The following is a 24,191-nucleotide window of genomic DNA, read 5'->3' on the forward strand; positions in this document are numbered from 1 at the left end:
TCATAAATCACATCTCTTATTTCAATAGAATTGATTTCACAATATTTACGCAGTACTTCTTCCTGATTCCTCTGGGAATATCCTCTGTCTGCCTGTTCATCGGTACTTACTCGTACATATAAGTCTGCTATCATTTTCATCCTCTTCTTTTTAAATACTTACTCACTGTAATATTAGCTAATTTACGCAAAAATTCCAAAATATTCCTGGCTTGTTCAAGCGTTACATCCAGTCCATCAGCCTGTAACATTTCCAAGGCTTTCTCTGGCGTTATTCTTCTTTTTTCATTTACCTCTTCATTGACTTTTTTATTTTCCATACAACTTTCTTTAACGTTCACCATCCTTTCTCATTCGCTAATAAGCTTCACAATGCTAAGATAATAAAATTGTTTTTATAATTTTATATTTTATAAAAACTTTATCTATATTTGTACTGATTTTAATTATTTATAATAATCTATAACCCACTGTAGTTTGATATTAAACAAGCATAGTGGCAAAATTTCGTAAAAAACAGTATGAACAAACCATCTAAAATAAGCTATAAAACCTACTTCAACGAAAAACTGAAACAAGTTCCATTGGGTAAAATCATGACACATCCTTTGTATGTGCAGGTAACTTTTGAGAGAAAAACTCTCTTTTTTAAAAGTAATTTTTTTGAATTGTTTTCCAAACCAAAGTATATTATAGCTGTTGCAGGATTAATAGGAAGTCCTTCTCTTGAAAAGATTATTACCTTAGAAATGGAAGTAATTGAATTTATCGAAAACAAGCATTCCGATAATTTTTCTCTAGAACTATTCAAACAAGAATATGCTTTTTACAGCCAGGATTCTGTGATATCATGGAAGAGAACTTCGCAATTATCTTTATACCTTTTTTCAGGACAAAAGTATGTCTGCCCTTGCAGTAGCAATTCGTGAAGGCAGCAGGCACCGTATCACTTATGAGATTATCAGAGACATGAAAAAGGCTTTTACAAAATCTTTCTATGATGAACTTATTGAGAATTCATTGTATTATGGACCTCCCTATTTTGCATTATATGATTTTATGCAGCAGACTAAAAAATGGCCAATGCTTTATCTTAGTGTTATGGAATGGGAAACAGGTAATACTAAAACAGAATTCGTTGAATATGTTAAAAAACACTATCCAAAACATAATGCAAGTGAAATAAAAAATGAAGTAGAAAAGTGGATCTGTTATATAAAAAATAAAACTATTTAAAAGACATTACTCTTTAAACTATACTGCAAAATAGCTTCTTGTAAAAAATATCAAATAAAAAACGGTCACTACATCTTTAACAACACGAAACCTAGATTAGGTTTAATTATCTCCTAATAAATAAATTTTCTTACTTATAATTAATAAAAAAGCCCTCAATTCTGAGAGCTTTAAATAGATTACAATAACCTACAATGAAGTAGGTTTTATCCTTACAATCTTGCCATTTTCCATGACAACCAGATCGCTGTTTTTTTTCTTTTTAAACTCAATTAAATTTTCATAAACTTTTTCCATTGCGTCTATAATCTTCTTCTGAGTCGCTGTTGTTTTGTGACTTTCCATGTTTCTCTGTTTTTGAGTTTATCGAATTTAATTTTATTGTTAATTTCGATATCGTAACCTAATATTTTCTGTGCAATTAATTCTGCTTTTACACCTGTATTATCAAAAATCAATGCCTCATCAACTATTGGCAAATATATATCAAATAAGTTTGTAATTCCATTTTCATATCGTCGTTTAATAACATCCGTCTCAATATTATGTCCGCCTTCCCTAACTCTGGTCTTTACCCTTTCAATAGCAAGATCAACATCTTGCAGCCAAAAGAACAATAGCATAACTTTATAACCTTTTTCCTGAGCTATAGTGACTTTTGATCTATAACTTTTCGTAGCCAAAGTTGTTTCAAATGCAAAATTTTCATTATTTGATAACAACTCATTTATTCTGCGAAGCATTATTCTACCAGCTTCGAAAGACACCTTTTCCGGTTGAAACGGCGAAAGTCCTTTGGCTATTTCATCAGCATTTACAAACTCCTTACAATTTAGTATTTCAGAGAAGTATTGTAAACGAAGCAGTTGTTTTACCTGCTCCATTGCAACCTGCAATTATATAAAGATTTTTACTCATCATTACAAAGATAATAAATTACACTTTTAGTGTACATTATTTACACTTTTAGTTTATTCTTCAAGTGCATGCCTATTTTTTATAATTCAGCTTTTAAAATAGATAAAAATAAAAATGTATTCGCAAAAAATATTACCACAAAGGTAATGGCAAGTTGTGTTTTGAGGCACTCGAAATTCGATTAGTGCCTCAAAACAACTTGCCCTGCCGGAGCTGGAAAAACACCTTCCGAAGTCAGGTCTTTTTTGCAGAAGTTAAAATTGATTTTCTAAAAAATCACAGCATTTACTTACTACTAGTTTTACAAAGATAGAATCTAAAACACTGAATATCATAAGCAAAATTTACCCCTCATAAAGGGTTTCGCTTCAACTTTTACAAAGATAATATGCTTTTTTATTATAATGATGGTCATAATATGTCCATGAAAACAGGATCTAAATGTGATTTTATGGGCTTTGTTTTTCAGAGATATCTTCGCTGTTTTATTCCTTGCTCTCAGAGTCTGATATTTTCAATTTATAAATCTGGAGCAATACATTCAAATAACTGCTCATTTAATCCATTAGATAAAATGATGGAAATTGTTGATGAAAACAGAAAACTTTACGAACGTTTAGTTCAAGCTGAAAAAGATAAAGTCGAATATTTGGAAAAATTACTAAAAGCTAAATAAGCTTCTATAAAAGATATATTAATTCCACAAAGAGACTAGACAGTCTCTTTTTTGTTTTAGAACATTTTTTGCTCTATTAAATTACCAAAAACTAATACCATGAATAAAACTATAAAGCTTAGAGTGAAAAAAGAAATCGACAGAAGTAATGAGCTTAAAGTATTAAAATTAAAAGGTACTTTAATAATAAAAGGTTACACTGAAATTATTCACATTGCGGATGAAAATGAAGACTTTTATCTCAACTCATTTTCGACTTCTGTTGAACACAAAAAAGAAGCGGAAGATTTTGTACTGGACTATATTTCTATTAATAACATCTAACTGGCACAATTACTCTACTGTAAAAGATAGTTTCAGATTGTATTTATGTTTTCAGAACATGCACAAAAATCTTCCTGAAAGCATTCAGAATTTTATGGATTATCAAAGCAGTATTGTTTGAAAAAGTACACTTTCAAAAAGACTTTTAAAAAACTCTTCAAAAAAGAATAAAAAGCAAGCTAATTTATTGGACATCGGCAAGAGAAGTGCGCATAATGACACGCTTCGTTCCTCGCCTGTCACCCTTCGGGTTGGTATAGCGCTTCCATTGCCTGAATGTCCCATTTTTAACTGCTTTCTTTTTCTCCTTTTTCTTTTGAAAAATTTTTATTGATGGATATAGAATTTATTAATATACATTAGAAATCTAGCTATTTGAAAATGCTTTCAATTTTATTCCGTCCTTAAGTCCTAAAAAATCCTTAGAAAAGTACATCTCGAAGAAAGTGCCTACATTCATCCCAATTAACAAATTTTGTTTGTATTTTTTCATCTTGATTTTCTCCGTAAATAAGAAACAAATCTTTAAATCTTTATGAATCTCAAGAACATACTCCTTGTCATTGTGTCCAACCCAGAAAGTACCGTATTCTTTGCCAATTTTAATTATTTCTTCAATTGCAACATTAGTATCTTCAATTGTTGCGTTATCAACTGATTCTCCCCAACCTTTCTATATCCAAAATTCTGTAGTCATATTTATCATTTTAAAATCTCATCTAAATTATTTAAATATATAAACTATATACTAAAGTTTATTAGAAATCAGTTTGATAGATTGTACAAATTTGGTCTACTTACTTTTCTTCTGAAAGAATTTTAAATTGGAATGGGGTGATCAATATCACCGGAATTTGCATTTAGGAACAAAAAAAACAGCATCTCCGCAAATCAAACGAACTAGTATCATGGACAAAATATGTCCATCATAGTCTAATCTCAAATATTCTATTTAATTTAGTATTTACCTTTTAAATGTCTAAAAGACTGCCACGTTCCTGCAGTCCGCAAGATGTATGGTTGTCGGACAACCACCTATCTTGCCACCTATTACCTCGGAACTCGGTGGTGGAGACACTAAAAGAAAAAGAGTTTGATAACAATGAAAATGAAAGATGATGGAAAGAGAAAATTCAAACAGAACACGCAAAATTACTTTGCGACTCACAACAGAAGAATATGCAAAAATTGAGCAGAAATACAAAGCCAGTACCTGTCGTAAGTTAAGTGATTATCTTCGCAAGAACCTATTCGACAAGAACATTACCACCACTTACAGAAATCAGTCGTTAGATTATTTTACAGAAGAAACAATACTACTTCGTAAGGAGTTAAATGCTATTGGAAGTAACCTGAATCAGGTCGTGAAAAAACTGCATACCCTGCAACAAATTCCGGAATTTAGAGTCTGGATTATCAGTTTTGAAATAGATAGAAAAATCATAAATGATAAGATAGAAGGAATTAAAAGTCACACCAGTAAAATTACAGACAAATGGTTGCAATCATAAAAAACAAGCCATTCAATCCGTAGCGTTTTTTATTATAATGAGAACAAAGTAAAGGCGGGTAATGCAGAGTGTATTGCAGTGGGTAATTATCCTAATGATGTCGATAAAATGACTGATATTATGAAGCTAAATCGGTTTGTAAAACGAGCGGAATTAAACGAAAATGTAAAATGTAATACGCTTCATATTTCCCTGAATTTTGACCCGTCGGAAAAACATTCCAAAGAAAAACTAATTGTTATTGCCGATACTTATATGGAGAAATCGGTTTCGGTGAACAACCTTATTTGGTGTATCAACATCACGATGCCGGACACGAACACTTGCACGTGGTTTCTATAAATATTGAGAAAGACGGTAAACGAATCGATCTGCACAATATTGGTTTGAGAAAATCGGAACCTGCAAGAAAAGAGATTGAACAGCAATTTGGACTGGTAAAAGCAGAAGGAAGAAAAAAGGAAGAAAAATTTAGTTTAGAGCCTGTTTCAATGGGCAAGGTTCAATATGGAATGATTGAATCTAAGAAAGCCATATTTAATGTTCTAAATACGGTTCTGAACCATTACAAGTACGATAGCTTTGCTGAGCTTAATGCCGCTCTCAAACAGTACAATGTCATGGCAGATCGTGGCAGTGAGAATTCGAAAATGTTTTTAGCAAAGGGATTAGTATATCACATATTAGACGCAAATGGAAAATCAATAGGTGTTCCAATAAAATCCAGCAGTTTTTACAACAAACCGACTTTGAAGTTTTTAGAGGAAAAATTCAAGAATAATGAGGTTAGAAATCCACTTGATACACAGAAGTGAAAAATGCCATTGATATGGCATTATTAAGAGAGCGAGCAATGCCGATAACCGAACTTGCAAGACGACTGGAAAAAGAGGGCATCAGCACCATTTTTAGAGAAAAAGTGAAGAAGGTTTACTCTATGGCATTACCTATATTGACCATATAACAAAAAATGTTTTTAATGGCAGTAGCTTGGGTAAACAATACAGTGCAAAAGCTATCGAAGAACGATGCAGAATTAAAGGTTGCTGGTGAACAAAAAGAAATCAGATTTATGAAAAGCTTCGTTCTAAAGAATCACTAATTACTGTTTTTGAACAACAGAAGAACACACTCACTATTCCTGATATAGTAAAAGTATTGGATGTGCTTACGTCGGAAGGGAAACAATATTTTGCAATGTTACCAAAGTTAGATAAAATTATTGATAATTTAATGCAGGCTGAACAGACAACGGATTATTTACCATATTCAGTTGAAAAACCAAAAAAATAAGAAAAAACGAAGAGGATTATCTCATTAATTTTTTAACTTTGCCATATTACCGTAAGACACTAACATTTAAAAGCTTATTCCTCTTTAAAACCAAATCTCTTTTATGAAAACCACCAGACCATTAGAACTTGTATATTTTATGTATTTCCAACCCCAACTAAGGATAAAGGAATAGTCTATACTTTTATTTTGTCTAATGATTATTCGGAATTCTTTTTATATCGGTACAGAAATCAATTTAAACGAACACTCTATCGTGGATAATATAATTCGTTTTACTAGGAACAAGGAATTTACTGGACGTATTGGCAACAAAATCGTTTACCATGATGTTCCCTTTTTGAAAAGGACATCATACTGCATGATTTGATTACTGATGTACTAAAGTTTTTAAAGGAAGTATAACCTCTTATAATTCTCTCTCAAAACTCAACGATAATCCATACTAGGGTGTGTACATATAATCGGTTCCGTTCAACCCGGTATTCATTGTTCGTGCTACCCACCCAACTAAACCCTTGCTGTTGGTGGCTGGTTTTTTTATTTAGTTTCTTTTCTTATTAAATTATTACCCATAAAATATATTCCGATTATTATAAATGGAATACTTAATAGTTGCCCCATATTTAATTTCATTCCATTTTCAAATTCCACTTGATTTATTTTTACAAACTGAATTAAAATTCTCATTGTAAAAATTAAGGTTATTGCTAAACCAAACAAAAAACCATTTCCTAACTCTTATGTTTTTAGTTTTGTAAACAGTAAAGACTATAATGAAAATTATTAAATATGCGATTGCTTCATAAAGTTGGGCTGGATGTCTTGGTATATTGTCAACTTTTCTAAAAATAAATGCCCAAGGCATTGTAGTCGGATTACCAATCATTTCCGAGTTCATTAAATTAGCAAGTCTAATAAATGTCGCTCCAAGTGGTGCAACGATTGCAATTAAATCAAGTATTTTAAGATATTTTATTTCATATTTTTTTGAATATAAATAAAGTGAAATAACTAGTCCAATTGTTCCTCCGTGGCTTGCTAATCCGCCATAACCAATAAATTTTATTTCTCCAATTTGATTTACTTTTATTGGTAAAAATATTTCTAATAAATTTTTTGAATAATATTCAAAACATAGATGGCGATGTCCTAATCTTGCTCCAACAAAAATTCCAACTATTCCGTAAATAAAAAGTGCTTCGTGTGCACTTTGTTTAAGCTTTCTCTTCGGAAAATTCCTTTTAGTATGTGCATACATAAAAGCAAACCACAAACAAATAAAAGTCCGTAGTATCTTAATGGAAAACCATAAATGTTTATTATTTCGGGATCAAAATCCCAATTTATGTACAATGCAATCATATTTTTTTATTAATTTTTATTTTCTGCGATTTTTAGGCAATCTTGCCACCAAGTTTTTTATTTAGTTTCTTTTCTCATTAAATTACTACCCATAAAATATATTCCGATTATTATAAATGGAATACTCAATAGTTGCCCCATATTTAATTTCATTCCATTTTCAAACTCCACTTGATTTATTTTTACAAACTCAATTAAAATTCTCATTGTAAAAATTAAGGTTATTGCTAAACCAAACAAAAAACCATTTCCTAACTTTATGTTTTTAGTTTTGTAAACAGTAAAGACTATAATGAAAATTATTAAATATGCGATTGCTTCATAAAGTTGGGATGGATGTCTTGGTATATTTTCACGAACTTTTCTAAAAATAAATGCCCAAGGCATTGTAGTCGGATTACCAATCATTTCCGAGTTCATTTAAAACAGCAAGTCTAATAAATGTTGCTCCAAGTGGTGCAACTATTGCAATTAAATCAAGTATTTTAAGATATTTTATTTCATATTTTTTTGAATATAAATAAAGTGAAATAATTAGTCCAATTGTTCCTCCGTGGCTTGCTAATCCCCGATAACCAATAAATTTTATTTCTCCAATTTGGTTTATTTTTATTGGTAAAAACATTTCTAAAATATTATTTGAAAAATATTCAAAGTCATAAAATAAACAATGTCCTAATCTTGCTCCAATAAAAATTCCAAATATTCCGTAAATAAAAAGTGCTTCGTGTGCACTTTCTTTTAAGTTTTCTCTTCGGAAAATTCCTTTTAGTATGTACATACATAAAAGCAAACCACAAACAAATAAAAGTTCGTAGTCTGTTTAATGAAAAACCATAAATATTTATTATTTCGGGATCAAAATCCCAATTTATGTACAATGCAATCATATTTTTTTTATTAATTTTTATTTTCTGCTATTTTTCGATAAACTTCCCACCAAACTTGCTTAATATGCGTGATAAAATCAAACAAAGCCTCCCAAATTAAGGATTGATATGTGTGATTGCTAAGACACAATATTTATTTTCAAATATATAAGTTTTTCTTAATTTTTGTAGCTTATTTATCCTGTTTCTTACTTCGGAAATCTCATATTTCATTCCCTGAACATTTTTCCACGTTTATGGGTTCACAAACTTAGGCTTACTTTCGTTTCGTCTAATGTTGCATTCATATTCCCATATTCCCAATGCATCCGAAGCCTTGACTTCACAGTTGTGATAAAGCCGATTGTCGGATTCAAGAACAAGTATTTTTATGGAGTCGTTTGTACACCATCCCCTCGTTTTTGGTGATGAATAGTAGGTCTTGCCACTAAGTACTTCGCCAAGTATTTTTCCATGTAGCGCCCAATGATGATCGTAACATTCACGTGTGGAGACATAAATATCCTCCATCGCCACCCCTTGTGTTTTCCCCAAACCCAAAAAAAGGAAGAGAGATTTGTTGCGGAATTTCAATATATTTCCGGATCGAGATAAGCATTCAAATACCCAGCCTTCACCTTTTGAGTGCAACTTCTATGAAATTCTCCCTTTCTCTGTACAAAATGATAGGAAGCACCAATCGATTGTTCTCCAATTTGAGTAAATCCTCAGTATCAATTTTACGCACATCAATAGACAGTAATAAATCGATACTGATATGGTAGTAATGCGCTATTTTCTTCAAAATATAATTAAGAGTCTCAGATGTGCCATCTTCATACTTAACATAATCTTGGTAATGCAAAAACTCTCGGCTAGTTCTCCTGCAATATCTTATGCTTTAGCTGAGTCATGATGTTATCTAAAAATAAGTACCTGACGATTTATTACAATTTTTAACAGCAAATATATTAAAAAATGTTTGCAACTTGTACTAATTTAGTTTTCTCTAAAAACAAATTAAAATGATACGGGCAATTTTGCATATGGATTAGATTACCTTTTTTGTATCCTCTGAAAGACTTACTCGCCATCAACTTTATCTATAAGGTCAAGCTTATCAGACGAAGCTGACAAACTTATACAATCTTTAAAATTATTTATTTGGTGAACCCTGAGAAGTGTACACTCATTATACTTTTTTTAACAAGATCAATTGACAGGGCTATTTAAACCAACTAAGAAATTATTATTATTTAAATTTATTTTTTAATATGGATCCTTCATCTTATATTAGTACTTTTAATATATTTGTTTTTTACTAATGTTTTATATTAATCAACATGTTTAACTGTTTTTTATGTAATATGATTTAAAAGCAAAAGTTAAATTATAAAATAACGTAATACAAATCTATTATGTAAATCAAAAATTTATCATTTAGCAGTTAGTTGAGCTGGTTAAAACTATATTATTATTGATGAATCTATAGTGTTAGCCTCAATATTATGAATGATAATAAAATATCTATTGTTAATAATGGAATACGTTTTAAGACATGTGAAATAAAAGAGTCTTCAAATCACTCTTTATTATCCCACTGTATATAAGCTCAAAAAGTATTTTATAATTGTGCTTTTAGAATTTTAGATTTTGAAGCAGTCACATTATTTAAACTGGTGATAATTTTTTCTAATGAAAAGCAATTTGTTGATATAAAAAATAAAAAATTAATAGAACTGACTAATACAAAACTGATGATTGATTAAAGTATATTACTTTACTGGATACTCTTAAATTTAAAAATAGTTTTCATTCAAGCCGGAATCTATTAACACACTTAAAGGGAACTTACACAGTTCTTAGCCATCGGGGCAACCCTCAGGAGATTTGTTTAGCTGGATTATTTCACAGTATATATGGCACTTCATCTTTTAAGAAAAAATCTATTAATTTAGATAAACGAGTAATGGTTCAAGATATTATTGGAGTAGACTCTGAAGAGTTAGTTTATTTGTTTTGTGTTACAAATAGAAAATTTCTTCAACAAATTGATAATGAGAATATGGAATTATACAATAGAATAACAGATGAAAATGTTAAAATTTCGAATGAAATTCTGAAAATCTTTAATTGAAATAGAAGCTGCAAATTTAATTGAGCAATTCCCTCATCTCTTTTTTGGAAAAAAAAGAGCTTTAAATACATCGATAATATCCCGGAGGAAAAAATCACTTAAGTAATCCTGCACAAAAAGAATTAAAAAAAATAGTAGATCAATACAGAAATAAAAGGTTGTTTTTCTACTAAATAAATATATTAAAATGCTATCTAATACAGAAGAAAACTTACCTTATATATGGTATAAAAAAGAAAATGACGAAAGAGATTCTCTAAGAAATTATTAAAGATGAGATTGATATCATATTAAAATTAATTCATACAAATGGTGCAATTTTATTTAGAGGCTATGACATTGATAATGGGATTCTCTAGAGAAACGTACTTCTAATTTTAGCTTTGGTGACAGTTTAGATTATATTGGTGGAAACTCACCCAGAACGAAGTTACACAATAAATATATACATCAACTGAACATCCATCAGAGTCATTCATTTCTCTTCATAATGAGCTATCTTATGCCAGTAACTGGCCTAAGTTTTTATTTTTCAGTTGCTCTATTCCTTCACATATTGGAGGAAGCACTGTCATTGCTGACAGTAGAAAAATATATAATGATCTTTCTGAAAAATTGCTAAACGAATTCAAAAATAAAGGTGTTAAATATATCAGAAACCTTAATAATGGTATCGGCGCTGGGGTTTCTTGGCAAAAAACTTTTGAAACCAATAACAAATATGAAGTTGAAGAACATTGCAAATTAAATCAAATTAACATAAAATGGCTTAACAATAATAACTTACAATTAATTCAAAACAGACAAGCTGTTCTTCACATGATATTTCGAAAGATTGGGTTTGGTTTAATCAAAGCTAATCAATCTCACTTTTCAACTAATCCACCTAAAATATATGAAGCTCTTATGGATTTCTATGAAGATGATGTATTTAGTATGCCTCAATATGCATGTTTTGGTGATGGAAGTTTGATTCCTTTAGAATACTTTGATGAAATAAGAGAAGTAACAAAAAAACATAGTGTTTATTTTAAGTGGAACAAAGGTGACTGCTAATTCTTGATAATATTTTAATTGCTCATGGCAGAGAACCTTTTCAAGGAGAACGAAAAATCCTAGTTTCTATGTTATAGGATATAATATTTCTAATACTATGATAAAAACGATATTTACGAGATAAAAAAACTATAGTTTCAAGAGTACCAGATGGCCTTCCGGAAGAGACATTATTAACTTAAAATTTAAAATACGCAATACAAAATATAACAAAATCATTGACGCATAACGTTTTAGATTTACTTCTTTGAATGACTGAATGAAATATTTAATTGGTTCAGTAATTTTTCCGATTCCTAAATCAATTGAAAAGGTTTGAAATAATTTTATGAAAAACCTGAGAAATTAAAAACAGAAGCGAGCTTTCACCTTCAATTTTCGACATGGGTTTATCGATGGATACTGAACCAAAAAAATAGAGTAAACGAAAAATAAGCTATTTAGATTATGCTTTATTTAGAACTTAAAACATGCTGCAAAACAGTTTTATCGTAGTTAAGCTTACAATTTCATCTAAAATTAACTGATAATTATTAAATAAAAAAAAATGATTTCCATTCAAAACACGTATATCTATGGGTATTGTCGTTTCATTTTGCCAATCCTTTAATTGATTCATCTTAATTTTTTCTTGATCTCCAATTCTTAAGAAAATCGGTAAAGACATTTTGTCCACAACTTCTAAGTATTTATAATTTTCAATCGATCTAAAATCGGACCTCAATATTGGTTCAAAAAATAATTTGATATATTCATTTTTCATAATCTCATCTGAGATCCCCCCCATTAAAAATATTTCATTCCAAAATTCGTCCATTTTAAATAATATATATTTTTTTCAAATTCTGACAGAAGGAAATTTTACCGAGTAAAATACAAAAACAGTGGTAATCTTTTTTTGTCCTTAATAAGCATTTTTGCAAGTTCATTCCCTAAAAGTCCTACATGTATGACCGTAAATAATGTAATCTGTATTTTCAATACTATTTACAACTTGGTTATAAACATCTGAAAACTTGTGGACTGAATTGGTTAATACAATCCTGATTAAGTCTTTACCTCTGCCAGGAGTTCTACGGATATCCATTCATAATCTGAAGGGGTCTTTAATTCAAAACTTCGATATGAATATACATTACCTCCTGCAAAAGGCAATGCAATAATTTTAATTATTGGGCTTTTCATCATTAATTTGTAATTTTTTAGATGCAACGATATAGAATATTTTCTTTTCTATGCTAAAGAAAAAAGTGATTCCCATATGAGGCACTAATTTGGTGTCGTTTTTAATTGTATAATATTACTAGATATTATAATTTAAAAAACACTTTTATTTCCTAAATCGATTCTAATGAATCAATATATAATTTATCTAATTTTTCTATATTTTTAATTTTTCTATATTTAATAGAAACCAAAGTATTCAAAATACCTAATAAGGAAAATAGAAACATAATTGCTATTGTCTTATTTGGTAAGCTGTTTGTCAGATGTTTAAAATCAAAGTATTTTACAATTGGCAATATCAAAAAATCAACTATAATTCCACCTAAAAGGTATGATAGTAAAATAGCAGATCCCATAATAATTGTTCTATATCCCATAACTCTTCCATCAAGTTCATGTGGCACTATAACATGCCAAAATGAATTTATGAGCACATTTATAATCGTTATGGAAAATGCTAAAACAAAAGCAACAATGCTCAGCAAAACTGAATTAATATATAAAAAAACACATGAAAACAGCACCAAACCAATAAAAATATTCAGATTAAAAACAGCAGCAACAGGATTTTTTATTCCCTTATAAAAAGATGCAAAAAGGCCCCCAGACAAAAGACCAATACCCCCAATTGACATTACTATACTTAACGTAATTTCGTTTGAAAAATCTAAGACTAATGGTGCAATCATTACAGATGCCATACCAAGAGGTAAATTAGTTATAAAATAGTATCCTAAAATTCGAACTAGACCTTTTTCACTTTTTAAATAAGAAAACACAATTGTTGAATCTTTAAACAAGTTAACTCTCTTAATTTCTTCTCTACTTTCTCCGAAATTAAAAAATAAGAAAACGAATACCGTTATAAAATAAGTTAACAAATCTATATACAATAAGCCTTTTAAACTTATAATAGCAAGCATTATAGGTGCTAGAATAGGTGCCAGAATTCTGACTATGGCAAATCCAATCTGCTCAATACCTTTAGCTTTCCTTGCGAGCTTTTTTGGAACCAAAAATTTTGTAGAAACATAATATGCTTGAGTAATAAATCCGTTACAAATAGATTTTACTAGAACAATCAAAATGATGGACCAATCGGATAATAGATCATTATCTACTAACAAAATTAACATTAGTGTTCCTATACCAGCAATCGCTTGCCCAAGTATTATGGTTATTTTTCTATCCCATCGATCTATAAAACTTCCAATAAAAAGGGCTTAATAGTATTTGAGGTGCAATTGCGGAAAAGCTAATTAACGCATAAGACAATGTTGATGTAGTATGATTTAGTGTCCAAATTCCAAGTGTAAATCCTGTTAATGCATTTCCAAATGAAATATTAGTACCAATAATAATAAGAATAAAACTTTTTCATTTAAACCCAATTTTTAATTTCAATATTTTGAGAGCTACTAGCAATTCGTAAAACTTCAATAAAATCTTCACAAATTAGCTCTATCAATAAGGGATTTATAAAATCTTTTCTATACTTACAATTAACAGCAATTCCATTTTTATATATTTCAAGTGTAAATGATAAGTTAAAATGTATATGATGACTCAGGTTACTGTGGGAAGACTTTGCCTCACTTAATATCTCTTTCATTATAAACGTCTGCAATAACATTGATCATTGCTGACATTAAATCATTCCATGAAACATTTACATCTTCAACATAGTTCTGGTAATAAATATGATCCATCGCTTCTATGAGCTGATCTTTGCATAACATTAATGAACTCTGAAAATCTTTTTCATCATCAACTTTAATCCTAACTAACAAATTCCCAATTAACCATCCAACGATTTTTGAAAAATCTTCATTACTTCTAGTTGATATTGGAGACAAAATTACAAAATCATTCTGATTGCATATTCTTGATAAAAAAACACTATAACAAGTGAAAATAAAATTAAATAAGCTTACTTTATATTCAGAAGATGCTCTTTTAATGTCGTTTAAGATCTCCTCGGATAATACGAACTTGTAAGATGCACCATTTGTTATTTCATTTCTTGAAACATTCAAATCATCTTTTTTATGCTTTTTGAAAATATCCGATTCATTTAGAACATCTTCGCCCTTATTTAACAATAATACATTATCTAAATATTTCTCTTTAAGATTTAATTTAGCAGGAGTATTCTTTAAAAGATTTATGAAATGCGATTGGTGCATGCTTAATTTATCACCCTTATAATGCTCATTATGATATTTAACATAGTCTTTAAATTGTAATTCAAGAGGTTTTAGCGGGTTTTCCTTATTATCTTTATAAGCATTGTAAATTAAATACAGCTCATCTACTAATATTTTGATTGCTGTAGCATCACAAATGATATGGTCCACAACAAAAATAAACATGTACCTACCTTCTTCATATTTAATTAAATTACATGAAAAAGATTGTTCAGTACTAAAATCAAACAAATGATTTGAAATTTTGTCCACAAGTGACGCCATTTCTTCATCTTTTTGTTTGCTTTCACTTATATCAATTAATTTAAGACTATTTGGAAAATTATCTATCTCATATATTCTTTTGAAAAACATCTTCTCCACGACGACAAAATAATGTTCTTAAATTTTCATGTCTTAAAACTAAACTTTCTAATGTTTTAGATAGAGCTTTTTCATCAACATTATAAAGTTCTGTTTTAATTACTGTGTTTTTTGCCGTGCATATTCCTAATTCATATTCTTTAAACCTCCATTTTTGATTGTACAAAACTTCATGTAGTTCTTCTCCTATATAATCTTTACGACTAATCTCTTTTAATTCTTTAATACGATCATTGTTTATATTTTTGTCTTCTATAACTTTAGAAAGCAACTCTATGGTTGGATTTACAAATAAATCTTTAATTGTCACATCTTCTGTTAATTTTTTTTGTATTCTAAATATAATTTGCATTCCAATTAATGAATGTCCGCCTAATGCAAAAAAATCATCTTTAATTCCAATCTCCTCTATACCCAATATTTCTTGCCAAATCTCAACTAACTTGCATTGGATTTCGTTAATTGGAGCAACATATTCATTTTTTATCAAATCTTCCCCTTCCATTTTTGACAATTCATTTCTATCAATTTTACCATTTTGGGTTAATGGAAATTTTTCTAACTCAACTAAGCTGGTCGGCATCATATAATCTGGCAAAACTACTTTGAGATAACTTAGTACTATTTCAGGACTTATAATTATCTTAGCATCATGTGATTTATACTTCTCTAGTGTTTCATAGACAGGATTATTATTGGTTAACTTACCATTAGTTTCTTTATTTGTAATGGTATCTATAGATAGTCTAGTACCATAGACAATAAAAAGTCTAGAATTTTGCAAATCCATTTCTTGCTCAATCTTTACGGAATAGCCCTTTTCTAACAAAGTCGATTTTATAAATTCAAGACGATTTTCTTTGTCATGAACCTCAATTATAATTTGTCTTATTTTATTCCAATCTTTTTCTTGAATTCCATTAATAACATCTAATTCAGCTTTTTCAACATCGATTTTAAGCAAATCGATTTTATCAATACGCTCCTCTTCAATAATCGTTGAAATAGTGCGTATTTGACAAAAAACTTCTTCTTGAGAGTCAATAATAAAATCTACTAATTGTTTATTGTCTGTTAAAGGATTTACATTTCCTAGATAGCTAGATAACAACTCACTATCTTCTTCTAAATTTGGATATTGAGTTGATATAACTGTATTATTCTACAAATGAGAAAGCTACATTATCTTCATTTTTATCCCCAATTCCATAATTGAGATTTTTAAAAAATGCTTTATCTGAATGAATGAATAAATTCATATTTAAAACATCAAATAACTGGTTGATTGGCTCAAAACTATATATAGTAAGATTATCTGCTTGATTTGCAAAAAATAGTGACGCAATTCCAATATTTGCCCCAACATCAAATATAATGTCACCTTGGTTAATTGTAATATTTGATAAATATGTATTGGTTTGAAATATTTCTTTATGTAAAAATTCTAATTCACTTTTTCGGTATGCAAATGCACTAAAATCTTTATTAAGTACTTCATAGCATAAATTATTTGCTGCTATTTTATCCTTATATATTTCTTTTATATAACTAGCACGTGCCTCCACAGAGCTCTTATTCGCTATATAGTAACCCACCATATACTTGTTTACACCAATATCTGTATGTCTTTCCTTTACTAAAACACAACTCTGATTAACACCCGGAATTTGAGACAATACATTTTCTACTTCTCCTAACTCTACTCTGTGTCCTCTAATTTTTACTTGATGATCCTCACGTCCTAAAAATTCAATATTGCCGTCAGGAAGCCATCTACCTAAATCCCCAGTATTATAAACTTTTGTATCACTTTGAAATGGATTATTGATAAACTTTTCGGCTGTTAAATCCGGTCGATTCAAATAACCTCTTGCCAAACCATCTCCTGATACATAAATCTTACCCGCAACTCCGATGGGAACCAAATGCTTTGATGAATCCAATATTAAACAGCTTAAAGTTGGAATTGCTTTACCAATGTTAGATTGTTCGCATTCTATTTCACTTTCTTTAATTTCTTTATAGGTAACATGAACGGTAGTTTCTGTTATACCATACATATTGATTAACTTTATTTTAGAATATCTCTTAAACCAGTCAGAAAGTAATAATGGATTTAATGCTTCTCCTCCAAAAATAATATATCTTATTTTAAATTCTCTTTTTTCTTTTCTTCGTTCAAATTCTATTAAATTGTAAAATGCTGAAGGGGTTTGATTTAAAATTGTAACAGATTGATCATATAATAATTCTATGAATGCTGGGGTATCTTGAGCAATACTTTTAGGTATGATCACTAATTTACCTCCATATAATAATGCTCCAAAAATTTCCCATACTGAAAAATCAAAGCTATATGAATGGAACATTGTCCATACATCTGTTTCTTTAAAATCAAATAGCGATTTTTCATTAAAAAAAAGTCTCACAACATTTTTGTGCTCCAGTAAAGTCCCTTTTGGGTTTCCAGTGGTTCCAGATGTATATATTACATAAGCTAAACTATTTGGCGTGGTGATCTTTTCGAGATTTAATTTAGAATATTTCTGTTGATTTTCATAAAACAACTCTAATTCTTCTTCATTGATTATGACTTTACTGGCGCTATCTTTAACAATGTAATCAATTCTTTCATTAGGATAGCCGGGATCTATGGGAACATAAGCTGCTCCAGATTTTAATACCCCTAAGATTGCAAAAATCATTCTTTCACTGCGATCTAACTTAATACCAACCAAATCGTCCGGTTGGACATCATAACTAGTCCTCAAATAGTTCCCTAATTGATTAGCCAATTGATTAATTTCTAAATAACTAAACTTTTTTTCTTCAAAAACTAATGCTACGTTGTTTGGTGTTTTTTCGACTTGTTCTTCAAATAAATCAATTATCGTTTTATCTTTTGGGTAAGATACATTCTGTTCATTAAATAAATTTAAAATCTGATGCTTTTCATATTCTTCTAAATAATCGATTTCATCGATTGCTTTTTCTGGTTGATCAATTGCTTTTGAAAGTAAATTTTGAAAATGTGTAATCATTTTTTCGATCCAAAAGAAATCATAAATATCTGTATTATATTTCAAATGTAATTGCAGTTCATCATCAATCATTGAAAATGAAAAGGTTAGATCAAAAGGACTTGCCTCTTTAGCAATATCCTCATAAGATGCTATCTCTAAACCTTTTAAATCATGATTTACCAAGTTAGCAATGCCTTGCTGAGTTTGCAAAACAACCATTACATCAAACAATGCAGAGCGACTTGCATCCCTTTTAAATTTAAGTTGATTTATCAGATCATTTAATGAGTAATCCGAATTCTCATAAGCCCCTAATAATGTTTCTTTTTGATATTTTAATAAATTTGAAAATGTAATTTCTTCTTTAAATCGAGTTCTTATAGCCAAGGTATTAATATATAGCCCAACTTGATTTTGTAAATCAACATGTTCTCTACCTGCTATGGGTGTTCCAATTATTATATCATTTTGTCCTGTATATCTATGCAATAAAGTATTTACACCAGACATTAAAAGCATAAATAAAGTAGCATCATGCTGGCTGGCGAATTTTTTGACTTTTTTTGAAAAATTCTGATCAAAAATATGACTAATAGTTTCTCCGTTGTAACTTTGAATTATTGGCCTTTTTTTAAAACTAGGTAAATTTAATATTGGTAATTCTCCTTCAAATTCTTTTAACCAAAATGTTTTTTGTTTTTCTAATCTTTCCAAAACAATATCACTTTTCAGCCATTGTGCGTAATCTTTGTATTGAATTTTTAATGCTGGTAATGATATTTTACTGTCGTTAATTAATGCATTATAAATTTGGATAATTTCTTTAGTTAAGATATCTAAGAAAAACCATCTCCAATAGTATGATGAATAGTAATAGCCAAAATATGTTCAATATTCGACAATTTTATAATTTTAGCACGAACCAAAGGAGCCTGGGTCAAATCAAATTGATTTCTAAACTCTTCTTCTATAATCTTCTTCGCAAATGATGCACCACTTACACTAATATCTTGAAAATCAACATCAAAATCAACCTGACTATAATCTAATATAAATTGTTTGATATCGCCTTTATCATCCTTTCTAAAAGAAGTTCTTAAACTATCATGTCTTTGAATAACCGTTTTAAAAGCAGTCTCAAGATTAGCAAAAGAAAAATCTCCTTTTAGTACAAAAACATTTGAAATATTATATGCTAAACTTCCTCCTTCAAATTGACTAAGTATCCACAACCTTTTCTGCGAAGATGTCAAATCATAATTCTCTTGAACTTTTGATACTGGTATTGAATAATTCTCTTCCTTATTACTTAAAAACTTTATTAAATCCTGTTTGTTTGTTTTTATTTCATCAATAATGTGCTCTGATAAACTGCTTCCTTTAAACTTTACAATTAGTTCGTTTTCTTCAACTTTAAGATAAATTTCTTCACTTACCAGTTTTTTTATTAAATCAATCATATTAAATTTTTATTTCATTAAAAAATTCATCAACATTACTAGAGCAGTGAATATTATTTATAGCATCAATATTTTCTGCTAGAAAATAAATAGTTGGTTTAACAAACATTTCTTTGAGAGAAATGTTAATTCCAAAAGTTTTCTTTATAGTATTCATTATTGTCATCGCCTTCAACGAATCTCCTCCTATCTCAAAAAAACTATCGTTAATTCCAATATCTTTTATTCCAAAAAGTCTTGCCATATTTTACACAATATTTTTTCTGTTTCAGTCGTAGGCGCTATATACTTAGACTTAAGCAATGGCCTTTCTGTTTTAACTTTTACAAAAGCAGTAGCTTTTTCAACTTCTCTGATAACTTTATCTACTGTAAGATTTTTTGAATCGCTAATCCAATTTTCTAGATCTTTCGTTGAAACAATAAAATTGGGCAAATTATATAAGATTGAATATTCTAACAATTTAATTCCTTCGGCATTTGTGATTCCTGTTTGATCTAAATACCTTTTAATTCTTGATTTATACTTTTACGTTTCCTTGCATCAATAGCCATACCACCTTCTTTCCAAGCATCCCACAAGATACTTATAACCTTATTTCCAGACCTTTGCGCCTGTGCAAAATAGTTTTGAAAAATATTAGCAGCAATATACCCTACTTGTCCAAAAGGAGCCATTAAAGAAGAGTTTGACGAACACATAACAAAGAAATCTAAAGTGTATTTTAAGGAAATATCATAAAGATTTTTAGTTCCCAATATCTTGGCAACAAAAACATTTTCACATTCTTCGTTGGTTCTATCTTGAATTAATCCATAAAAATCTGCTACCCCAGCAGAGTGAATAATTCCATTCAACTCTAGCTCATTTTCTTGTATTAATAAACTTATTTTAGACTCTAAAATTTGTTTATCAATCAAATCTGACTCGATAAAAATGATTTTACTTTTTCCAGTATTTAATTTTTCTAAGTAATCGTCCTCTGGATATGTTCTTCCAACCAAAATTAAATTAGCATCATACTCATTAACCAGATATTCACTAAATACTCTTGCAATACCACCATTACCACCAGTAATTAAATAAGTACCATTTTTTTTAAAATTGCCACTTGGAACAATATTTTTATCTTCAATCATTTCATAGGTAGGCTCCCATAATTCACCTTTCCTGTAAGCTATTATTTCCTTAGACCTGTAAGTATTAGATTCAAGAATTAATAAATTAAGAATATCGTTTGATGTATCACTAAATTCTAAAGTGTCATATTCAATGCAATTACATTTAATCTGTGGATATTCCTTTGGTATCACTTTTAAAGCTCCTAGTACCGTAGATTTTTCATATTTCATCTCATCTTGATTAAAAACTTTAAAAAGATTTGAAATAACAACATCTATTGTTAAACTTGAATTCTTAATTTTTAATTCAAAACTCCTTGCAATATTCAAAATACTAAAATAACCACTATACTGAATAGCTCGAAGTGACTCATTTGAATATTTATCAACTTCGTCACAAGTATTCCAAAGATGTAAAATTCTGCAGGTACCTTTTATTTGTGTAGATAAATAATCGAAAAGCTGTTTATAGTTGTCTTCATTAAAAATGTTGATATAAAACTCATTTCCATTATTAATGAATTCTTCACCTTGTTTTACATAAAAAATAGTACTCGACTCATTTTTAAGTTTTTTTTGTACCGATTTAGATAAGTTTGAATCATTTACGAAAACTATAGTCCAATCAAACGCTTCTTGTGAATTTAAACTAAGATAAGTTACTTGCTTCCATTTCTGATTATATATGTATTCCGTGACATTTTCTGCTTTTTTTATATCTCTAGAACCATTCTCCAAAATCTTACTAAAAGGATCTACTCTTACAGGGAAAACATTTTTCTCAAATGAATATGATGGAGCAGAAATTTTAAAATTTTTCTCAAATTCATAAAAAGTATTCCAATTCACATCAATTCCTGCTTTCCACAATTCTCCAACACATTGCATTAATTTTTTGTTGTCATCAATTTCTTCAAAAGGATGTTTAATTAAATTCATAGAAATAATATTTCTATGAATTTTATCCAAATTGTTTTGTTGAAGAAAAGTAGTTAAAGCTGTTCCTGGTCCAACTTCAATAAATACGACATCATCATCTTCCAGCAAAGTCTTGATTCCTTTAGAAAAATTAACTGTATTTTTTAAATGAGAACCCCAATACTCTACAGAAATTGCTTGCTCATTAGTAATATATTTGCCATCAAAATTGGAAATAAAAGGTATTTCAGCTTTAGATAATTTTACCTTGTTAATTTCTTTTTTTAAATCCTCTAAAATTGGATTCATCATTTCAGAATGAGATGCAATAGCTATTTTTAATCTTCTAAAAGGTACTTCTTTTAAAGAAAGATTCTTTTCTAATTCTACTATTTGTTCAATTGTTCCTGATGCTACGAATGAATCCGGAGAGTTTATTGCCGCAATTGAGACTTTTTCTAACAATGAAGCGGGAATCGATTCAGCCGATACTCCTATGCTCAACATGCAGCCTTCGTCAACTTGACTCATTAGTCTACCTCTAGCAGAAATTATTTGCAATGCATCTTCAAAAGTAAAAACACCACTCACACAGGCCGCTACATATTCACCAAGACTATGGCCAATCATCATGTCTGGCTTTACTCCCCAATGAATGAATAGTTTTGCTAATGAATATTCGAAAAGAAAGAGTAATGGCTGTATATTCTCAATATCATTAATTAGTTTATTTTGAAATTCATCAAGGGATTCGTTAAAAATGATTTTTTTAAAATCTTTTCCATTTATACTTTTAAGACAATCAAAACCTTCATCCATTACCTTTTTAAAATAAGGTTCAGATAAATAAATTTTGTAGCCCATATTAATGAATTGCGTTCCACCTCCAGGAAACATAAAAACCACTTTCCTTTTCTTTTTAAAAGTCTCTTGAACAAATTTATCTTCCTCAGAAATTTTTAATAAATCAATTAATTCTTGATTATTTGCGCAAACAAAATAATCCTGAATATCAAATTTAGCTCTTGTTGTATGAAGAGTATAAGATAAATATGAAAGATTGACTTCTGGGTTGTTCTTTAAAAAGGGAATTAGATCATTTTTGTACCTCTGCAAAGATGCTGAGCTTTTTGCCGAAAGTCTCACAATCTTATAAGGACGATTATCAAATGATTCCTCATTGGTAGAAAATTCTTCCAATACAATATGTGCATTAGTTCCACCAATACCAAAAGAGCTAACTCCTGCCCTTAAAGGCTCTTGATTTACACTTTTCCATTCCTGACAATTTTGATTCACATAAAAAGGACCATTTTTAAAATCAATATTAGGATTTGGTTCATCATAATTCAATGAGGGAGGAATAATTTTATGTTTTAATGATAAAGCAGTTTTAATTAATCCAGCTATTCCTGCAGCAGCACTCAAATGTCCCATATTGGATTTCACAGAGCCTAAAGCACAATGTTTTTCTTTATTGAAATTAAAGGCTTTATTTAAAGCTTCTATTTCTATTGGATCTCCAAGTTTAGTTGCTGTACCATGCGTTTCAATATATGATATTGAAGCAGCAGGAATACCAGCAATCGCATGTGCCAATTTAATACAATTTGCCTGACCATCTACACTTGGGGACGTGTAACCAATTTTATTGCTTCCATCATTATTAACTGCTGATGCTTTGATTACGGCATAAATAGAGTCTTTATCTCTAATTGCATCATCTAATCTTTTAAGAACAACAACACCTATACCTTCACCTGAAATTGTACCAGAAGCATTAGCATCAAAAGATCTGCAATGTCCGTCCTTCGAGAAAATCATACCTTCTTGATAAAAATAACCTCTCTCTTTCAGTGTATTAATTCTAATCCCGCCTGCAATGGCTACAGAACATTCTCTAAGTAAAAGATTTCGACATGCTAAATGCACTGCAGTGAGTGAACTTGAACAAGCGGTGTCTATATAGTAACTTGGACCTTTTAAATTTAATTTATAGGAAATTAAAGTGCTTATATAATTTTTATCAGATATTTGATTAAGATAAAATGGATTAACATTACTTCCTTGAGAAGTCAATGCATGAACTCTCCAATTTAGATTATCGTTAGCTGCAACAAAAATTCCAATTCTTTTCGAGATAATCATGAGGGTTACAACCAGCATCTTCAAGTGCTACCCATACTTGCTCATGAAATAACCTTATTTGCGGATCCATTAATGAGGCTTCTTCTTGCGTATATCCAAAAAACGAATAATCAAATGTTTCCGATTCTATTGATGACTCAACTCCTATGAAATTAGGATCATTAATCTGAACATCTGACATTCCAAAACTCTTTAACTCATCGTCAGAGAAAAAAGTAGTCAACTCAACACCATCAATCAAATTTTTCCAAAACTCATTAACATCTCTAGATTTAGGAAACTTTCCTGAGATTCCAATTATAGCTATATCTTTACTATTAGTTTGATTTTTCATATATTC

Annotated in this window: 23 protein-coding genes and 3 pseudogenes; 9 read left to right on the top strand and 17 right to left on the bottom strand. The window is 29.5% G+C overall.

The features are described 5' to 3' along the window. Positions 1-136: 136 nt before the first annotated feature. Positions 137-319 carry a hypothetical protein gene (locus AC1RYN_RS01775; protein WP_481805598.1) on the bottom strand — a complete coding sequence of 61 codons (183 nt, stop codon included), beginning with the start codon at positions 317-319 and terminating at the stop codon, positions 137-139. A 201-nt stretch (positions 320-520) separates the two neighbouring features. Here AC1RYN_RS01775 and AC1RYN_RS01780 point away from each other — a divergent pair, with 201 nt between their 5' ends. Then, entirely contained in the window at positions 521-928 is a 408-nt protein-coding gene (locus tag AC1RYN_RS01780) for a hypothetical protein (RefSeq protein ID WP_481805599.1), read from the top strand. Continuing rightward, positions 900-1,235, top strand: coding sequence for a hypothetical protein (locus AC1RYN_RS01785; protein ID WP_481805600.1), 336 nt, complete (start codon positions 900-902; stop codon positions 1,233-1,235). Before AC1RYN_RS01780 ends, AC1RYN_RS01785 begins: the two co-directional genes overlap by 29 nt. A 302-nt stretch (positions 1,236-1,537) precedes the next feature. On the opposite strand, the pseudogene AC1RYN_RS01790 reads toward AC1RYN_RS01785, so the two are convergent. Further along, a pseudogene (locus AC1RYN_RS01790) lies at positions 1,538-2,156 on the bottom strand (ATPase). Positions 2,157-2,694: 538 nt separating this feature from the next. Here AC1RYN_RS01790 and AC1RYN_RS01795 point away from each other — a divergent pair. The 5 genes and pseudogenes from AC1RYN_RS01795 to AC1RYN_RS01815 all read left to right on the top strand — a co-directional run. Beyond that, a pseudogene (locus AC1RYN_RS01795) lies at positions 2,695-2,829 on the top strand (transcriptional regulator); the annotation flags it as partial. A 99-nt stretch (positions 2,830-2,928) separates the two neighbouring features. Then, positions 2,929-3,153 carry a hypothetical protein gene (locus AC1RYN_RS01800; protein WP_481805601.1) on the top strand — a complete coding sequence of 75 codons (225 nt, stop codon included), beginning with the start codon at positions 2,929-2,931 and terminating at the stop codon, positions 3,151-3,153. Between the two features lie 1,115 nt (positions 3,154-4,268). Next, positions 4,269-4,664: a plasmid mobilization protein gene (locus AC1RYN_RS01805; RefSeq protein ID WP_154785751.1), complete on the top strand. Its 396-nt coding sequence runs from the start codon at positions 4,269-4,271 to the stop codon at positions 4,662-4,664. A 78-nt stretch (positions 4,665-4,742) separates the two neighbouring features. After that, positions 4,743-5,479, top strand: a pseudogene (locus AC1RYN_RS01810) (relaxase/mobilization nuclease domain-containing protein). Further along, entirely contained in the window at positions 5,476-5,628 is a 153-nt protein-coding gene (locus tag AC1RYN_RS01815) for a hypothetical protein (RefSeq protein ID WP_481805602.1), read from the top strand. The pseudogene AC1RYN_RS01810 and the gene AC1RYN_RS01815 overlap by 4 nt, the downstream one beginning before the upstream one ends. A gap of 869 nt (positions 5,629-6,497) precedes the next feature. Here the strand turns inward: AC1RYN_RS01815 and AC1RYN_RS01820 are convergent. The 4 genes from AC1RYN_RS01820 to AC1RYN_RS01835 form a co-directional block, all read right to left on the bottom strand. After that, positions 6,498-6,647, bottom strand: a complete 150-nt coding sequence (locus tag AC1RYN_RS01820) for a hypothetical protein (RefSeq protein ID WP_481805603.1) — start codon at positions 6,645-6,647, stop codon at positions 6,498-6,500. Continuing rightward, positions 6,601-7,218, bottom strand: coding sequence for a prolipoprotein diacylglyceryl transferase (locus AC1RYN_RS01825; protein WP_481805604.1), 618 nt, complete (start codon positions 7,216-7,218; stop codon positions 6,601-6,603). Before AC1RYN_RS01825 ends, AC1RYN_RS01820 begins: the two co-directional genes overlap by 47 nt. 161 nt (positions 7,219-7,379) lie before the next feature. Further along, positions 7,380-7,730: a prolipoprotein diacylglyceryl transferase gene (locus tag AC1RYN_RS01830; RefSeq protein WP_481805605.1), complete on the bottom strand. Its 351-nt coding sequence runs from the start codon at positions 7,728-7,730 to the stop codon at positions 7,380-7,382. Beyond that, positions 7,720-8,103 carry a prolipoprotein diacylglyceryl transferase family protein gene (locus tag AC1RYN_RS01835; RefSeq protein WP_481805606.1) on the bottom strand — a complete coding sequence of 128 codons (384 nt, stop codon included), beginning with the start codon at positions 8,101-8,103 and terminating at the stop codon, positions 7,720-7,722. Before AC1RYN_RS01835 ends, AC1RYN_RS01830 begins: the two co-directional genes overlap by 11 nt. A 1,871-nt stretch (positions 8,104-9,974) precedes the next feature. Here AC1RYN_RS01835 and AC1RYN_RS01840 point away from each other — a divergent pair. Then, positions 9,975-10,328 (top strand): DUF6817 domain-containing protein, encoded by a 354-nt coding sequence (locus AC1RYN_RS01840; RefSeq protein ID WP_481805630.1) that lies wholly within the window; start codon positions 9,975-9,977, stop codon positions 10,326-10,328. Positions 10,329-10,805: 477 nt separating this feature from the next. Beyond that, positions 10,806-11,384, top strand: coding sequence for a TauD/TfdA family dioxygenase (locus AC1RYN_RS01845; RefSeq protein ID WP_481805631.1), 579 nt, complete (start codon positions 10,806-10,808; stop codon positions 11,382-11,384). Between the two features lie 463 nt (positions 11,385-11,847). Here AC1RYN_RS01845 and AC1RYN_RS01850 read toward each other — a convergent pair whose 3' ends face one another. From AC1RYN_RS01850 to AC1RYN_RS01900, 11 genes are all read right to left on the bottom strand, one after another. Beyond that, positions 11,848-12,201 carry a thioesterase II family protein gene (locus tag AC1RYN_RS01850; protein WP_481805607.1) on the bottom strand — a complete coding sequence of 118 codons (354 nt, stop codon included), beginning with the start codon at positions 12,199-12,201 and terminating at the stop codon, positions 11,848-11,850. Positions 12,202-12,431: 230 nt separating this feature from the next. Beyond that, positions 12,432-12,572 carry a hypothetical protein gene (locus tag AC1RYN_RS01855; RefSeq protein WP_481805608.1) on the bottom strand — a complete coding sequence of 47 codons (141 nt, stop codon included), beginning with the start codon at positions 12,570-12,572 and terminating at the stop codon, positions 12,432-12,434. A gap of 149 nt (positions 12,573-12,721) precedes the next feature. Beyond that, positions 12,722-13,825 carry an MFS transporter gene (locus tag AC1RYN_RS01860; RefSeq protein WP_481805632.1) on the bottom strand — a complete coding sequence of 368 codons (1,104 nt, stop codon included), beginning with the start codon at positions 13,823-13,825 and terminating at the stop codon, positions 12,722-12,724. 378 nt (positions 13,826-14,203) lie between these two features. Then, a complete protein-coding gene (locus AC1RYN_RS01865) occupies positions 14,204-15,172 on the bottom strand; it encodes a condensation domain-containing protein (RefSeq protein WP_481805609.1) in 969 nt (322 codons plus the stop codon). Beyond that, on the bottom strand, positions 15,150-16,292 hold the full coding sequence (locus AC1RYN_RS01870; RefSeq protein WP_481805610.1) for an FkbM family methyltransferase: 1,143 nt from the start codon (positions 16,290-16,292) through the stop codon (positions 15,150-15,152). The genes AC1RYN_RS01865 and AC1RYN_RS01870 overlap by 23 nt, the downstream gene beginning before the upstream one ends. Positions 16,293-16,338: 46 nt before the next feature. Next, a complete protein-coding gene (locus AC1RYN_RS01875; RefSeq protein WP_481805633.1) occupies positions 16,339-19,038 on the bottom strand; it encodes an amino acid adenylation domain-containing protein in 2,700 nt (899 codons plus the stop codon). Positions 19,039-19,040: 2 nt separating this feature from the next. After that, positions 19,041-19,664, bottom strand: coding sequence for a condensation domain-containing protein (locus tag AC1RYN_RS01880; RefSeq protein WP_481805611.1), 624 nt, complete (start codon positions 19,662-19,664; stop codon positions 19,041-19,043). Position 19,665: 1 nt separating this feature from the next. Continuing rightward, positions 19,666-19,908 carry an acyl carrier protein gene (locus tag AC1RYN_RS01885; RefSeq protein WP_481805612.1) on the bottom strand — a complete coding sequence of 81 codons (243 nt, stop codon included), beginning with the start codon at positions 19,906-19,908 and terminating at the stop codon, positions 19,666-19,668. Then, positions 19,887-20,126, bottom strand: coding sequence for a hypothetical protein (locus AC1RYN_RS01890; RefSeq protein WP_481805613.1), 240 nt, complete (start codon positions 20,124-20,126; stop codon positions 19,887-19,889). The genes AC1RYN_RS01885 and AC1RYN_RS01890 overlap by 22 nt, the downstream gene beginning before the upstream one ends. 35 nt (positions 20,127-20,161) lie before the next feature. Continuing rightward, a complete protein-coding gene (locus AC1RYN_RS01895; RefSeq protein ID WP_481805614.1) occupies positions 20,162-23,851 on the bottom strand; it encodes a type I polyketide synthase in 3,690 nt (1,229 codons plus the stop codon). Then, positions 23,811-24,185, bottom strand: a complete 375-nt coding sequence (locus AC1RYN_RS01900; protein ID WP_481805615.1) for a beta-ketoacyl synthase N-terminal-like domain-containing protein — start codon at positions 24,183-24,185, stop codon at positions 23,811-23,813. The genes AC1RYN_RS01895 and AC1RYN_RS01900 overlap by 41 nt, the downstream gene beginning before the upstream one ends. Positions 24,186-24,191: the final 6 nt, after the last annotated feature.

This window comes from Flavobacterium sp. TC780, from assembly GCF_056783245.1.

Coding starts and splice junctions, on each gene's coding strand:
- AC1RYN_RS01830 (WP_481805605.1), bottom strand. CDS start 7,730: ATGATTGGTAATCCGACTACAATGCCTTGGGCATTTATTTTTAGAAAA.
- AC1RYN_RS01850 (WP_481805607.1), bottom strand. CDS start 12,201: ATGGACGAATTTTGGAATGAAATATTTTTAATGGGGGGGATCTCAGAT.
- AC1RYN_RS01895 (WP_481805614.1), bottom strand. CDS start 23,851: ATGATTATCTCGAAAAGAATTGGAATTTTTGTTGCAGCTAACGATAAT.
- AC1RYN_RS01800 (WP_481805601.1), top strand. CDS start 2,929: ATGAATAAAACTATAAAGCTTAGAGTGAAAAAAGAAATCGACAGAAGT.
- AC1RYN_RS01855 (WP_481805608.1), bottom strand. CDS start 12,572: ATGATGAAAAGCCCAATAATTAAAATTATTGCATTGCCTTTTGCAGGA.
- AC1RYN_RS01900 (WP_481805615.1), bottom strand. CDS start 24,185: ATGAAAAATCAAACTAATAGTAAAGATATAGCTATAATTGGAATCTCA.
- AC1RYN_RS01880 (WP_481805611.1), bottom strand. CDS start 19,664: ATGATTGATTTAATAAAAAAACTGGTAAGTGAAGAAATTTATCTTAAA.
- AC1RYN_RS01885 (WP_481805612.1), bottom strand. CDS start 19,908: ATGGCAAGACTTTTTGGAATAAAAGATATTGGAATTAACGATAGTTTT.
- AC1RYN_RS01775 (WP_481805598.1), bottom strand. CDS start 319: ATGGAAAATAAAAAAGTCAATGAAGAGGTAAATGAAAAAAGAAGAATA.
- AC1RYN_RS01780 (WP_481805599.1), top strand. CDS start 521: ATGAACAAACCATCTAAAATAAGCTATAAAACCTACTTCAACGAAAAA.
- AC1RYN_RS01785 (WP_481805600.1), top strand. CDS start 900: ATGTCTGCCCTTGCAGTAGCAATTCGTGAAGGCAGCAGGCACCGTATC.
- AC1RYN_RS01865 (WP_481805609.1), bottom strand. CDS start 15,172: ATGTTTTTCAAAAGAATATATGAGATAGATAATTTTCCAAATAGTCTT.
- AC1RYN_RS01805 (WP_154785751.1), top strand. CDS start 4,269: ATGATGGAAAGAGAAAATTCAAACAGAACACGCAAAATTACTTTGCGA.
- AC1RYN_RS01825 (WP_481805604.1), bottom strand. CDS start 7,218: ATGTATGCACATACTAAAAGGAATTTTCCGAAGAGAAAGCTTAAACAA.
- AC1RYN_RS01835 (WP_481805606.1), bottom strand. CDS start 8,103: ATGTACATACTAAAAGGAATTTTCCGAAGAGAAAACTTAAAAGAAAGT.
- AC1RYN_RS01820 (WP_481805603.1), bottom strand. CDS start 6,647: ATGAGAATTTTAATTCAGTTTGTAAAAATAAATCAAGTGGAATTTGAA.